Genomic DNA, 13,504 nt, shown 5'->3' with positions numbered 1-13,504 from the left:
ACGACATACCCTGGATTTACAGCAAAATTAGACGCTGTAGTACAGTTCGAACTCAACCGGATGCGGAGTCATGCGTACGCGGTCGTTCTCTTCCAGACGCAGGGCGATGTAAGCATCGATAGCGTCATTAGTGAATACGCCGCCAGCTGTCAGGAACTCGCGGTCAGCATCCAGGGCCTGCAGGGCTTCTTCCAGAGAACCGGCAACCTGCGGGATCTCTTTCGCTTCTTCCGGCGGCAGGTCGTACAGGTTTTTGTCCATTGCTTCGCCCGGATGGATTTTGTTCTTGATACCATCGAGGCCAGCCATCAGCAGCGCCGCAAAGCACAGGTACGGGTTGGCAGCCGGGTCCGGGAAGCGCACTTCGATACGACGCGCTTTCGGAGAGGTCACCACCGGAATACGGATGGAGGCAGAGCGGTTACGGGCAGAGTAAGCCAGCATAACCGGCGCTTCGTAACCCGGGACCAGACGCTTGTAGGAGTTGGTGGTCGGGTTCGCCAGGGCGTTGATGGCTTTAGCGTGTTTGATTACGCCGCCGATGTAGAACAGCGCCTGCTCAGACAGACCTGCGTATTTGTCGCCGGAGAACAGGTTGGTGCCGTTCTTCGCCAGAGACATATGGCAGTGCATGCCGGAGCCGTTATCGCCGAACATCGGTTTCGGCATAAAGGTCGCGGTTTTACCAAAGCGGTGAGCGACGTTGTGAACAACGTATTTGTAAATCTGAATTTCGTCCGCTTTTTTGGTCATGGTGTTGAAGCGGGTTGCCACTTCGTTCTGACCTGCGGTAGCCACTTCGTGGTGGTGAGCTTCAACAACCAGGCCCATCTCTTCCATGATCATACACATGGTGGAACGGATATCCTGAGAAGAGTCTACTGGCGGAACCGGGAAGTAACCCCCTTTCACGCCCGGACGGTGACCTTTGTTACCGCCTTCGTATTTGGTGGAGGAGTTCCACGCACCTTCGATGTCATCGATCGCGACATGGGAGCCGGAGATAGAGGCGCCGAAACGGATGTCGTCGAACAGGAAGAATTCTGGTTCTGGCCCAAACAGGACGGTGTCAGCGATGCCGGTGGCGCGCAGGTACTCTTCAGCGCGTTTCGCGATGGAGCGCGGGTCACGGTCATAGCCCTGCAGGGTGCCTGGCTCGAGGATATCGCAGCGGATGATCAGGGTCGGTTCTTCGTAGAACGGGTCAATGACCGCGGTGGAAGCGTCCGGCATCAGGACCATGTCAGATTCGTTGATACCTTTCCAGCCACCAATCGAGGAGCCATCAAACATTTTGCCTTCTTCGAAGAATTCGGCATTTACCTGATGAGACGGAATCGTGACGTGCTGTTCTTTACCTTTGGTATCGGTGAAGCGCAGATCGACAAACTTCACTTCGTGCTCGTTCAGCATCGTCAAAACGTGTTCAGCGGACATACTTAAACTCTCCCGGATTGGTCATTGTCGTCGTGGTAACGAAAACTTCATACTGCTTAAAAGTGGCGTTGTTGCCTTAAAAAATATAAAGCGAAATCTGTGCCAACTTTTAAATGCCCTATAAAACGCTGTATCATGCGCACCATAGTGCAAAAGGACTGCACCATGATGGAGATAATGCACCAAAATAGTGCCTCAGTGTGAACATTGAGCACCATTTTGGTGCAATTTTTGTTACGGTGCCCTTTTATCGCTCCGTGAAAGCGGTCACAAAGAAACTCTGCAATACTTGTTTGCGGAGGATGTTTGTGATCCTGTTCAGTCCTTCGCTTAATACGTGTACAATAACGCGCTATTTCTAATGCCTGAGGCAAAGTTGTGATCGAAAATCTGCGTAATATCGCCATCATCGCGCACGTTGACCATGGTAAAACTACCCTGGTTGACAAGCTGCTACAGCAATCCGGTACGTTCGACGCACGTACTGAAGCACAAGAACGTGTGATGGACTCCAACGATTTGGAGAAAGAGCGTGGGATTACCATCCTCGCGAAAAACACCGCAATCAAATGGAATGATTACCGTATCAACATCGTTGATACCCCAGGGCACGCCGACTTCGGAGGTGAAGTTGAGCGTGTTATGTCCATGGTTGACTCTGTGCTGCTGGTGGTAGATGCCTTTGATGGCCCGATGCCGCAAACGCGCTTCGTGACCAAAAAAGCTTTTGCCCACGGTCTGAAGCCGATCGTGGTCATCAACAAAGTTGACCGCCCGGGCGCACGTCCGGACTGGGTTGTCGATCAGGTGTTCGACCTGTTCGTTAACCTCGACGCGACCGACGAACAGCTGGACTTCCCGATCGTTTACGCGTCCGCGCTGAACGGTATCGCGGGTCTGGACCACGAAGACATGGCTGAAGACATGACCCCGCTGTACCAGGCGATTGTCGATCGCGTGCCGGCACCGGACGTTGACCTTGACGGTCCGCTGCAGATGCAGATCTCCCAGCTGGACTACAACAACTACGTTGGCGTCATCGGCATCGGCCGCATCAAACGCGGTAAAGTGAAGCCGAACCAGCAGGTCACTATCATCGATAGCGAAGGCAAAACCCGTAACGGTAAAGTCGGTAAAGTACTGACCCACCTGGGTCTTGAGCGTATCGAGAGCGACGTAGCTGAAGCTGGCGACATCATCGCGATCACCGGTCTGGGCGAGCTGAACATCTCCGACACCATCTGCGACCCGCAGAATGTCGAAGCGCTGCCGGCTCTGTCCGTCGATGAACCGACCGTTTCCATGTTCTTCAACGTCAACACCTCTCCGTTCTGCGGTAAAGAAGGTAAGTTCGTTACCTCTCGCCAGATTCTGGACCGCCTGAACAAAGAGCTGGTGCACAACGTGGCGCTGCGCGTTGAAGAAACCGAAGACGCTGATGCGTTCCGCGTTTCCGGTCGTGGTGAACTGCACCTGTCCGTTCTGATTGAAAACATGCGTCGTGAAGGTTTCGAGATGGCGGTTTCCCGTCCGAAAGTTATCTTCCGTGAAATCGACGGCCGTAAACAAGAGCCGTTCGAGAACGTGACGCTGGACGTCGAAGAGCAGCACCAGGGTTCTGTTATGCAGGCGCTGGGCGAGCGTAAAGGCGACCTGAAAAACATGAATCCGGACGGAAAAGGCCGCGTACGTCTCGACTACGTGATCCCAAGCCGCGGTCTGATCGGCTTCCGTTCAGAGTTCATGACCATGACCTCCGGTACCGGTCTGCTGTACTCCACCTTCAGCCACTACGACGACGTTCGTCCGGGCGAAGTGGGCCAGCGTAACAACGGCGTGCTGATCTCCAACGGTCAGGGTAAAGCGGTAGCGTTCGCCCTGTTCGGTCTGCAGGATCGCGGTAAGCTGTTCCTCGGTCACGGTGCGGAAGTTTACGAAGGCCAGATCATCGGTATTCACAGCCGTTCTAACGACCTGACGGTAAACTGCCTGACCGGTAAGAAACTGACCAACATGCGTGCGTCCGGTACTGACGAAGCCACGGTTCTGGTTCCGCCGGTTAAGATGACCCTGGAGCAGGCTCTGGAGTTCATCGATGACGACGAACTGGTAGAAGTCACTCCGACCTCTATCCGTATCCGTAAACGTCACCTGACCGAGAACGACCGTAAACGCGCAATGCGCGGTGCAAAAGAAGAGTAATTTATTCTTCTTGTTGTTCGTAAAACCCCGCCTCTCCGGCGGGGTTTCTTTTTTTGATTCCTGCATCACACGCCAATAGTCAAATCCTGCCTTTCCCGCTAAAGTTAATTTTCCACGGCGCGGAAGGAGACGAAAATGCTCTATATCTTTGATTTAGGTAATGTGATTGTCGACATTGACTTCAACCGGGTATTGGGGGCCTGGAGCGATTTAACCCGCATCCCTCTTGCGACGCTGAAGCAGCATTTCACCATGGGAGAGGCTTTCCATCAGCATGAGCGCGGCGAGCTCAGCGATGAAGATTTTGCCGCCGCCATGTGCCATGAAATGAATATGTCCCTCAGCTATGAGCAGTTTGCTCACGGCTGGCAGGCGGTGTTTGTCGCGCTGCGTCCGGAAGTGATTGCGATCATGCAAAAACTGCGTGCCCAGGGCCATCGCGTGGTGGTGCTCTCCAATACCAATCGTCTTCACACCACGTTCTGGCCGGATGAATACCCGGAAGTTCGCGCTGCCGCCGATCGCATCTATCTGTCTCAGGAGATGGGAATGCGTAAGCCTGAAGCGCAAATTTATCAGCGAGTACTGGAAGAAGAGGGTTTTTCCGCCGCAGATACGGTCTTTTTTGATGATAACGTCGATAATATAGCAGGGGCTAACCGGTTGGGGATCACCAGTATTCTGGTGACCGGGAAGAAGACCATCCCTGACTATTTCGCGAAACAGCTATGCTAAGAACCGTTCATCAAAAATTACTCCACCATACCCGGCCGCTGCTGGCGTGGCTTAAGCTGCTGTGGCGGCGTATTGATGAAGACCATATGACCACCCTGGCGGGGAACCTCGCCTATGTGTCATTACTGTCCCTGGTGCCGCTGATTGCCGTCGTGTTCGCGCTGTTTGCGGCCTTCCCCATGTTCTCCGAAGTCAGCGTGCAGATCCGCCATTTTATCTTCGCCAATTTTATTCCGGCGACCGGGGATGTGATCCAGGGATATATCGAGCAGTTCGTCGCCAATTCCAGCCGCATGACCGCCGTAGGCGCCTTTGGCCTGATCGTGACCTCGCTGCTGCTGATGTACTCGATCGACAGCGCGCTAAACACCATCTGGCGCAGCACGCGCAGCCGGCCCAAAGTTTACTCCTTTGCCGTCTACTGGATGATCCTGACCCTTGGTCCGCTGCTGGCGGGCGCCAGCCTGGCGATCAGTTCCTATCTGCTGTCGCTGCGCTGGGCAAGCGACCTGGACGGCGTAATTGATAATCTGCTCCGCCTTTTCCCGCTGATCCTCTCCTGGGCAGCATTCTGGCTGCTCTACAGTATTGTACCCACCACCCAGGTGCGTAACCGCGACGCGGTGATCGGGGCGCTGGTGGCGGCGCTGCTGTTCGAGGCAGGTAAAAAAGCGTTTGCCCTCTATATCACCACCTTTCCGTCCTATCAGCTCATTTATGGCGTGATTTCGGTGGTGCCGATTTTGTTCGTCTGGGTGTACTGGACCTGGTGTATCGTCTTGCTTGGCGCTGAAATTACTGTCACTCTCGGTGAATACCGCAAACTTAAAACAGAAGAAACAGAACAACCATGATTGCATTAATTCAACGCGTATCCCGTGCAAGCGTTACCGTGGCGGACGAAGTGACGGGCGAAATTGGCCCGGGGCTTCTGGTGCTGCTGGGGGTCGAAAAAGACGATGATGAACAAAAAGCGAATCGCCTCTGCGAGCGCGTGCTGGGCTACCGCATCTTCAGCGATGCGGAGGGGAAAATGAACCTGAATGTTCAGCAGGCGGGCGGCAGCGTGCTGGTGGTTTCGCAATTTACGCTGGCGGCCGATACCGAGCGGGGGATGCGGCCGAGCTTCTCGAAAGGCGCTGCTCCGGACCGCGCTGAGGCGCTGTATGAGTATTTTGTCGCCCGCTGTCGCCAGCAGGAAATGAACACCCAGACCGGAAGATTCGCTGCGGATATGCAGGTTTCTTTGGTCAATGATGGTCCCGTGACCTTTTGGTTGCAGGTATGACCCAGCTTCCGGGCAGGCTGCGGGTAACAAAAGAGAGTACGACTATGTATCACCTTCGTGTACCGCAAACAGCAGAAGAGTTAGAGAGCTACTATCAGTTCCGTTGGGAAATGCTGCGTAAGCCGCTGCATCAGCCTAAGGGTTCGGAACGTGACGCCTGGGATGCGATGGCGCATCATCAGATGGTGGTGGATGAAGAGGGCAACCTGGTGGCCGTCGGCCGGCTATATATCAATGCGGAGAATGAAGCTTCCATTCGCTTTATGGCCGTTCATCCCTCGGTGCAGGATAAAGGGCTGGGTACGCTGATGGCGATGACCCTCGAGTCCGTCGCGCGTCAGGAAGGGGTTAAGCGGGTCACCTGTAGCGCTCGCGAAGATGCGGTGGAGTTTTTCGCCAAGCTCGGCTTTGTCAATCAGGGGGAGATTACTACCCCGACCACCACGCCGATCCGTCATTTCCTGATGATTAAACCGGTCGCGTCGCTGGACGATATTCTCCACCGCGGCGACTGGTGCGCGCAGCTACAGCAGGCGTGGTATCAGCATATCCCGCTGAGTGAAAAGATGGGCGTGCGCATTCAGCAGTACACCGGGCAGAAATTTATTACTACCATGCCGGAAGCGGGGAATCAGAATCCGCACCACACGCTGTTTGCCGGCAGCTTGTTCTCTCTCGCCACCTTAACCGGATGGGGGCTTATCTGGCTGATGCTGCGCGAGCGGCACCTGGGGGGCACCATCATTCTGGCGGATGCGCACATCCGCTACAGTCAGCCCATTAGCGGCCGCCCCAGCGCCATTGCCGACCTCGGTTCTCTGAGCGGCGATCTTGACCGTCTGGCGCGTGGGCGTAAAGCCCGCGTGCAAATGCAGGTGGAGCTTTTTGGCGACGATAAACAGGGCGCCGTATTCGAGGGGATCTACATCGTGCTGCCGGCGAAGCCCTTTGGCTCTTACGAAGAGGGCGGCAACGAGGAAGAGTAGCCCCGGGCGGTTATCGTCCTGGCGATGCTACGCGCCAGGCGATATCCCGCATGGCCTCTCGCGCGGCGCGGCTGATCCCCCCCAGCTGAAAGAAGCCGTGGATCACCCCCAGATAGCGCTGACAGGAACTCTCCGCCCCTTGCGCCATCAGCCTTCGATGCAGCGCTTCGCCCTCGTCGCGTAAAGGATCGAACTCCGCCGTCAGAATATGCACCGGCGGCAAACCGTGAAAATCGTCGCGCCAGAGCGGACTGGCATCCGGGTGGTTCGCCGGCGTCGAGGCGAGGTACATTTCATAGCCGCTCAGCAGCGTGTCCCGGGTAATCACATAGTCAGCGCCGTTGCTGACGTAGCTTGCCATGCTGGCGGTGGGGTCAAGCATGGGATAAATCAGAATCAGTTGCGCGGGTTGCCACGCCATATTCGCTTTCAGGCGCAGGGCCGTTACCAGAGCGAGGTGCCCGCCGGCGCTGTCGCCAGCCAGGGTGATGCGTGATGCGTCAACGCCAAGCTGCTCCGCGTGTCGGTGGATAATCATGACACCTTGTTCTGCGTCATCGTGCGCTGCCGGAAAGGTATGCTCCGGCGCCAGGCGGTACTGCACGGCGATCACCCGGCAGCCGCTGAACCAGGCTAGCTGACGGAGCTGATTGTCGTGGGTGGCAAAGCCGCCGCTGACAAAACAGCCGCCGTGGTAGTAGATAAGTGTCGGCAACAAGCCGCTGGCGGTGGGCGGTGAAACGATGCGGAAGTTCATCCCCTCCAGCGTGATATCCTCCACCCGCACTCTCGTTTCCATCTCTCCGGCGAGCACCGCGCTGGCGATATAGCCGGCTCTCCGATCATCAATATGTTGAACGCGTGATGACGGACGCTCTGCCGCAATAAACGCCTCAACCAGCGAAGCAATCCCTTTTTCCAGCGCCATGTGAAGTTCCTTATACTGTTTTAATATCCAGTGTTATAGCCTGGATTGTGGCGAAAAGACAGACTTGATGAGATCGCCTTTACGTTCTGGAAAGCGGCTCGCAAAAATGCGTGTACGCCGGCCGAGGTGCTGGATACTGCGGTTTGGGACTTGTAATGTGTGACTGGTAGCTGTACGAGCCTGATTCGATTACTGTAAGCCAATGGCGTAGCAAGATGATCTTTATAGAAACGCATTGAAAGACCGGGTCGCAAGTGCTTCCCGGTTTGATGAGAACTTACTCCCCTTCGCCGGGGAACATGAACGGGTTTATTGAGCTTCTGGCGAAGCCTTCCTGCTCCATGCGGGCGTCGAGCACCAGGGATGCCAAATCGTCGGCGACGGCTTCGACTTTCGGATCCTTCTCCTGATACATAATCTTCAGGTAGGTTCCGCAGTCGCCACAGCTTTCAGCTTTCACCGCAGCCTGCTCGTTGTCCAGTGACCAGTAGTGCAGATCGCGGCTCTGTTCGCAATTGCTACATTTGACGCGTACCACGTGCCACTCGGTTTCGCACAGATTGCAGTGCAGATAGCGCAGCCCTTGGGTGGTACCGATCTGCACGATGCTGGAGACCGGCATCGAGCCGCACACCGGGCAGAACTGGCGCTGTTCGCCGTATTCGGCGCGCGCTTTCCCGGGGATCAGACTGGCCATCTGCGCCCAGTAGAGCGACAGCGCGGCCCAGATGAACGGCGCTTTATCGCTGCTGACCGAGGCGAAGTCGGAAGCAAACAGCGCGCTGGCCATCTGCTCCAGCTCCTGCTCAGAGGCTTTTTCCAGATTCTCAATCACCGCCAGCGCCGGGCCGCTCATCTCCGGCTTCAGCTCGGCAATCAGCGAGTGCAGCAGCTTATGCCAGTGTTTGTCGCGCGGCAGGACGTGGATATCCAGCGGCGGCTTGCCCTGTTCGCTGGCCGCTTTAATGCGGGCGGTGAGATCCATCTGCAGCGGATGGTCGTACAGCACCACTTCCTGGGCATGGGCGATCAGCGCGGCAAAGCGCAGATAATCGCCCAGAGGGTTGTTGGCGGCCAGCTCGCGCAGGCGTTCAGCGCGGCGGTTATACAAATTTTTCAGTCTGGGGAACAGTAGCGGCGGAATGGCTTCCGCCGTGCGTTTCTCGCTCGAACCCAGCTCGTCTTGCGGGATTATGCGAATACTCATTCAGATGACTTTTCCTGTTTCTGGCGGACCTCTCGGTACCAGCGCGGGTGATGTTTCTTCGCCCACGTACTGGTGACCCAGCCTTCCACCATCGCGGTAATGGTGCCTTTCACCCAGAGGGCGGCGTAGATATGCACCATGATAACCACAATTAACGCCACTGCGGCAAATGAATGCAGCATCAGCGCAAATCGGAGCACCGGGATTGAGAAAGCCGGCGCAAAATACGGACGCCAGATGATCACACCGCTCACCAGCAGCAGTACCAGGAAGATAATCGCCGCCCAGAATACGCATTTCTGGCCGAAGTTATAGCGCCCGGTATCGCCTACCTCCTCGTTGACGACGATCTTACGAATATTCTTCGCCCAAAAGATATCATCCCGATTGATTAGGTTGTGGTGCCAGTAACGGAAAAACATGATGATGAACGACGCGAACATCACCACCCCGACGAATGGGTGGAGAATTCGCGCCAGCTGCGGCGTGCCGAGGATATGCATCAGCCAGTTAAAGGACGGGAAGAAAAAGCCTAACCCGCTTACCGCCGCCAGGATGAAGCAGAAGGCGGTGACCCAGTGGTTGATGCGTTCCGGCGCCGTGTAGCGCACGATGGTGTCACGTCGTTTCATTTGCGCACCTCGTCTTTCTCTTCATGCAGGTTGTCCTCTTCCTCTTCCGCGCGGTTCGGACCGACGCCGACGTAGTGGAAGATACTGGCTGCGAAGGTCGCGGCGAAGCCGACGGCCGCCAGCGGTTTCCAGATGCCTTTCCAGAACTTGACGGTCTGGCTGATCTCCGGGTTTTCCGGCAGGCCGTGGTACAGATTCGGCTTGTCGGCATGGTGCAGCACGTACATGACGTGGGTGCCGCCGACGCCGGCCGGATCGTACAGGCCCGCATTGTCGTAACCGCGGGTTTTCAGCTCAGCCACGCGCTCGCCGGCCAGCGTTTTCATATCCTCTTTGGAGCCAAAGTGGATGGCGCCGGTTGGGCAGGTTTTCACGCAGGCCGGTTCCTGGCCGACGGTGACGCGGTCTACGCACAGGGTACATTTGTAGACGCGGTTGTCTTCCGGGTTCAGACGCGGCACATCGAAAGGACAGCCAGCAATACAGTAACCGCAGCCGATGCACTGCTCGGACTGGAAATCGACGATGCCGTTGGCGTACTGAATGATCGCGCCTTCTGACGGGCAGGCCTTCAGGCAGCCCGGATCGGCGCAGTGCATGCAGCCATCTTTGCGGATGAGCCATTCCAGCTTGTCGTTTTGCTCCACTTCCGAGAAGCGCATTACCGTCCATGACTTGGCGGTCAGGTCCGCCGGGTTGTCATACACCCCGACGTTGTGACCGACTTCATCACGAATATCGTTCCATTCGGAGCAGGCCACCTGACAGGCTTTGCAGCCGATACAGGTGGTGACGTCGATAAGCTTCGCCACCTCCTGCTGGTGGTCCCGCGCCTGAGGCGCGGGAGTGAAACCGTTAGTCGCGGAACGACGAATAATATCTTGCGATTGATAAGCCATAAGTCGTCTCCGTTACACCTTTTCCACGTTCACGAGGAAAGCTTTGAACTCCGGCGTCTGCGTGTTCGCATCACCGACGAACGGCGTCAGGGTATTGGCAATAAAGCCTTTTTTCGCCACGCCCTCATAGCCCCAGTGAATAGGAATGCCGATGGTATCGATATCCTTACCGTCCACTTTCAGCGTGCGAATACGTTTGGTCACCACCGCCTTGGCCTTGATGTAGCCGCGGTTGGAGGAGACCTTGACGGTATCGCCATGGCTGATGCCAAGCTTATTCGCCAGTTTTTCACCGATCTCCACAAACTGCTCCGGCTGCGCGATGGCGTTAAGCAGCGCGTGCTTGGTCCAGTAGTGGAAGTGTTCGGTCAGGCGGTAAGTGGTGCCGACGTACGGGAATTTCTCCGCTTTGCCCATCTGCTCGAGATCGCCTTTGAAGACGCGAGCGGCCGGGTTAGAGACCACGTTCGGGTGCAGCGGGTTAGTCCCGAGCGGCGTTTCAAACGGCTCGTAGTGTTCCGGGAACGGTCCTTCCGCCATCTTATCGATAGCGAACAGACGGCCCATCCCTTCCGGCTGCATGATAAACGGACCGACGTCGCTGCCAGGCGCGGCGGCGCTGTAGTCCGGAATATCCACGCCGCCCCATTTCGCGCCGTCCCACTTCAGCAACTGACGTTTAGGATCCCACGGTTTACCCTGCGGGTCCGCGGAGGCGCGGTTATACAGGATGCGGCGGTTGAGCGGCCATGCCCAGGCCCAGCCCAGCGTATTGCCCAGACCGGACGGATCGGCGTTATCGCGGCGCGCCATCTGGTTGCCTTCCGGCGTCCAGCTGCCGGCGAAGATCCAGCAGCCGCTGGAGGTCGTGCCGTCGTCGCGTAGCTGTGCGAAGGAGCTCAGCTGCTGCCCTTTCTTGACGATCACCGCGCCGGTCGCCGGGTCGGTAATATCCGCCAGCGCTTTACCGTTGCTTTCCATCGCCACTTCTTCCGACGCCGGCTCATGCGGTGTGGAGTAATTCCACGTCATGTTGAGCACTGGCTCTGGCGCCGGGCCACCCTCTTCGGCATACATCTTACGCAGGCGAGTGAAGATACCGGCGAGGATTTCGCCATCGGTGACAGCGATCCCCGGGGCGTCCGCACCTTTCCAGTGCCACTGCAGCCAGCGGCCGGAGTTGACGATAGACCCGTTCTCTTCGGCGAAGCAGGTGGACGGCAGACGGAACACTTCGGTCTGGATTTTCGACGGGTCAACATCGTTCGACTCACCGTGGTTTTGCCAGAAGGTGGACGTTTCGGTATTGAGCGGGTCGATGGTCACGAGGAACTTCAGCTTCGACAGGGAAGCGACGACCTTGTTTTTGTTCGGGAACGAGGCGACCGGGTTAAAGCCCTGGCAAATATAGCCATTCACTTTGCCCTGATTCATCATCTCGAAGTACTGCAGAACGTCGTAGCTCTTATCCCACTTCGGCAGCCAGTCAAAGCCCCAGCTGTTTTCTGCTGTCGCTTTATCGCCGAAGAAGGCTTTCATCATGGAGACGAAGAACTTCGGATAGTTGCCCCAGTAGTTGACCTGGTCTTTCAGCAGCGGCTTCGGCGTGTTAGCCGTCAGGTAGGTCTGCAGGTCGGCCTGTTTTTCGTTAGGCAGCGACATGTAGCCCGGCAGGCTGGTAGAGAGCAGGCCGAGGTCGGTCAGACCCTGGATATTGGAGTGGCCGCGCAGGGCGTTGACGCCGCCGCCTGCCATCCCCATATTGCCGAGCAGCAGCTGGATCATCGCCATGGTGCGGATGTTCTGCGCGCCGATGGAGTGCTGGGTCCAGCCGAGAGCGTACAGGAACGACGCGGTTTTATCCGGCGCGCTGGTTTCGGCAATGTATTCACAGACTTTGAGGAAGTCGGCCTTCGGCGTACCGCAGATGTTTTCGACCACATCCGGGGTATAACGGGAAACGTGCTGCTTCAGCAGGTTCCAGACGCAGCGCGGATGTTGCAGCGTGGTATCGCGTTTGGCGAAGCCGTTTTCGTCCAGCTCATAGTTCCAGCTGGTTTTGTCGTACTGGCGTTTTTCTGCGTTATAGCCGCTGAACAGCCCGTCGTCGAAGCTGTAGTCCTCACGCACGATCAGGCTGGCGTTGGTGTAGGCTTCGGTGTATTCGCGGTTGAATTTTTCGTTATTCAGCAGGTACAGGATCACGCCCGACAGGAAAGTAATGTCGGTACCGGAACGAATCGGGGTATAGAAATCAGCCACCGACGCTGTACGCGTGAAGCGCGGATCGATAACGATGAGTTTGGCACCGTTATGGATTTTGGCTTCCATCGCCCAGCGGAATCCCACCGGATGCGCTTCAGCGGCGTTACCGCCCATCACCACGACCAGGTTGGCGTTCTTAATATCCACCCAGTGGTTGGTCATCGCACCGCGACCAAATGTTGGAGCAAGACTTGCTACCGTTGGTCCGTGTCAGACACGCGCCTGGTTATCCACCGCCAGCATCCCGAGGGCGCGGGTGAATTTTTGCGTTAAATAGCCGGTTTCGTTACTGGAAGCGGAGGCGCACAGCATCCCGGTGGTCAACCAGCGGTTGACGGTGGTGCCGGCGTCGTTTTGCGCGATAAAGTTGGCGTCGCGGTCCTCTTTCATCAGCTTCGCGATGCGATCGAACGCTTCGTCCCAGCTGATTTGCTGCCATTTATCGGAGCCTGGCGCGCGATATTCCGGGAATTTCAGGCGGCTTTCAGAATGGATAAAGTCCACCAGACCGGCCCCTTTCGGACAGAGCGCACCACGGTTAACCGGATGATCCGGATCGCCTTCGATATGGAAAATGGATGCTTTGGCGTTTTTTGCGCCGTCGCCGAGGCTATACATCAACAGCCCACAGCCGACAGAACAGTATGTGCAGGTGTTACGGGTTTCGCGTGTGCGCAGCAATTTGTACTGCCGTGTCTCCGCGAGCGCAGTTGCCGGGGCAAAGCCCAGCGCTGCTGCCGTGGTTCCCGCCATACCGCCAGCGCAGATCTTAAAGAACTGCCTTCTGCTGACCTGCATGGTTCGCTCCTTGTTTCGACATTGTCACATGTAGTTATTTGCTTTGCGGTGAAGGCCGCAAAGGTTCAGAATTAGGGCATATTTCCCTCATTCCTGAAGGGATAAAAACAGAATACCACATTGTGTG

The 13,504-nt window shown here is 56.6% G+C and carries 11 protein-coding genes; 5 read left to right on the top strand and 6 right to left on the bottom strand.

Annotation, left to right across the window (positions count from 1 at the left end):
• Positions 1–27 precede the first annotated feature (27 nt).
• Positions 28–1,437, bottom strand: a complete 1,410-nt coding sequence (gene glnA / locus ACLH1U_RS23620) for a glutamate--ammonia ligase (protein WP_004203622.1) — start codon at positions 1,435–1,437, stop codon at positions 28–30.
• A 378-nt stretch (positions 1,438–1,815) separates the two neighbouring features.
• Between glnA and typA the strand changes: the two genes are divergently transcribed.
• The 5 genes from typA to fabY all read left to right on the top strand — a co-directional run bounded on the left by typA (position 1,816) and on the right by fabY (position 6,648).
• Positions 1,816–3,639 (top strand): ribosome-dependent GTPase TypA, encoded by a 1,824-nt coding sequence (gene typA / locus ACLH1U_RS23615; protein WP_023291496.1) that lies wholly within the window; start codon positions 1,816–1,818, stop codon positions 3,637–3,639.
• A 135-nt stretch (positions 3,640–3,774) separates the two neighbouring features.
• The gene (gene yihX, locus ACLH1U_RS23610; protein ID WP_017899838.1) at positions 3,775–4,374 is read left to right on the top strand and encodes a glucose-1-phosphatase; all 600 of its coding nucleotides are present in this window, start codon (positions 3,775–3,777) and stop codon (positions 4,372–4,374) included.
• Positions 4,368–5,228 carry a virulence factor BrkB family protein gene (locus ACLH1U_RS23605; protein WP_004203625.1) on the top strand — a complete coding sequence of 287 codons (861 nt, stop codon included), beginning with the start codon at positions 4,368–4,370 and terminating at the stop codon, positions 5,226–5,228. Before yihX ends, ACLH1U_RS23605 begins: the two co-directional genes overlap by 7 nt.
• Entirely contained in the window at positions 5,225–5,662 is a 438-nt protein-coding gene (gene dtd, locus ACLH1U_RS23600; RefSeq protein ID WP_004203627.1) for a D-aminoacyl-tRNA deacylase, read from the top strand. Before ACLH1U_RS23605 ends, dtd begins: the two co-directional genes overlap by 4 nt.
• A gap of 44 nt (positions 5,663–5,706) precedes the next feature.
• On the top strand, positions 5,707–6,648 hold the full coding sequence (gene fabY, locus ACLH1U_RS23595; RefSeq protein ID WP_004178031.1) for a fatty acid biosynthesis protein FabY: 942 nt from the start codon (positions 5,707–5,709) through the stop codon (positions 6,646–6,648).
• A gap of 10 nt (positions 6,649–6,658) precedes the next feature.
• On the opposite strand, the gene ACLH1U_RS23590 is transcribed toward fabY, so the two are convergent.
• The 5 genes from ACLH1U_RS23590 to fdnG form a co-directional block, all read right to left on the bottom strand.
• Positions 6,659–7,576, bottom strand: a complete 918-nt coding sequence (locus ACLH1U_RS23590) for an alpha/beta hydrolase (RefSeq protein ID WP_411299480.1) — start codon at positions 7,574–7,576, stop codon at positions 6,659–6,661.
• Positions 7,577–7,853: 277 nt separating this feature from the next.
• Positions 7,854–8,783: a formate dehydrogenase accessory protein FdhE gene (fdhE, locus tag ACLH1U_RS23585; protein WP_004203631.1), complete on the bottom strand. Its 930-nt coding sequence runs from the start codon at positions 8,781–8,783 to the stop codon at positions 7,854–7,856.
• Positions 8,780–9,415 (bottom strand): formate dehydrogenase cytochrome b556 subunit, encoded by a 636-nt coding sequence (gene fdoI, locus ACLH1U_RS23580; RefSeq protein WP_411299479.1) that lies wholly within the window; start codon positions 9,413–9,415, stop codon positions 8,780–8,782. The genes fdhE and fdoI overlap by 4 nt, the downstream gene beginning before the upstream one ends.
• Entirely contained in the window at positions 9,412–10,314 is a 903-nt protein-coding gene (fdxH, locus tag ACLH1U_RS23575) for a formate dehydrogenase subunit beta (RefSeq protein WP_002882822.1), read from the bottom strand. The genes fdoI and fdxH overlap by 4 nt, the downstream gene beginning before the upstream one ends.
• A 12-nt stretch (positions 10,315–10,326) precedes the next feature.
• Positions 10,327–13,377: a formate dehydrogenase-N subunit alpha gene (gene fdnG, locus ACLH1U_RS23570; RefSeq protein ID WP_089849836.1), complete on the bottom strand. Its 3,051-nt coding sequence runs from the start codon at positions 13,375–13,377 to the stop codon at positions 10,327–10,329.
• Positions 13,378–13,504: the final 127 nt, after the last annotated feature.

The sequence above is a fragment of the Klebsiella sp. 1SOBk5mer genome, from assembly GCF_046603115.1.
In the GTDB taxonomy this organism is placed as follows: domain Bacteria; phylum Pseudomonadota; class Gammaproteobacteria; order Enterobacterales; family Enterobacteriaceae; genus Klebsiella; species Klebsiella quasipneumoniae.
The sequence above is the reverse complement of the archived record's forward strand: the minus strand, read 5'-3'. Positions and strand labels throughout refer to the sequence as shown.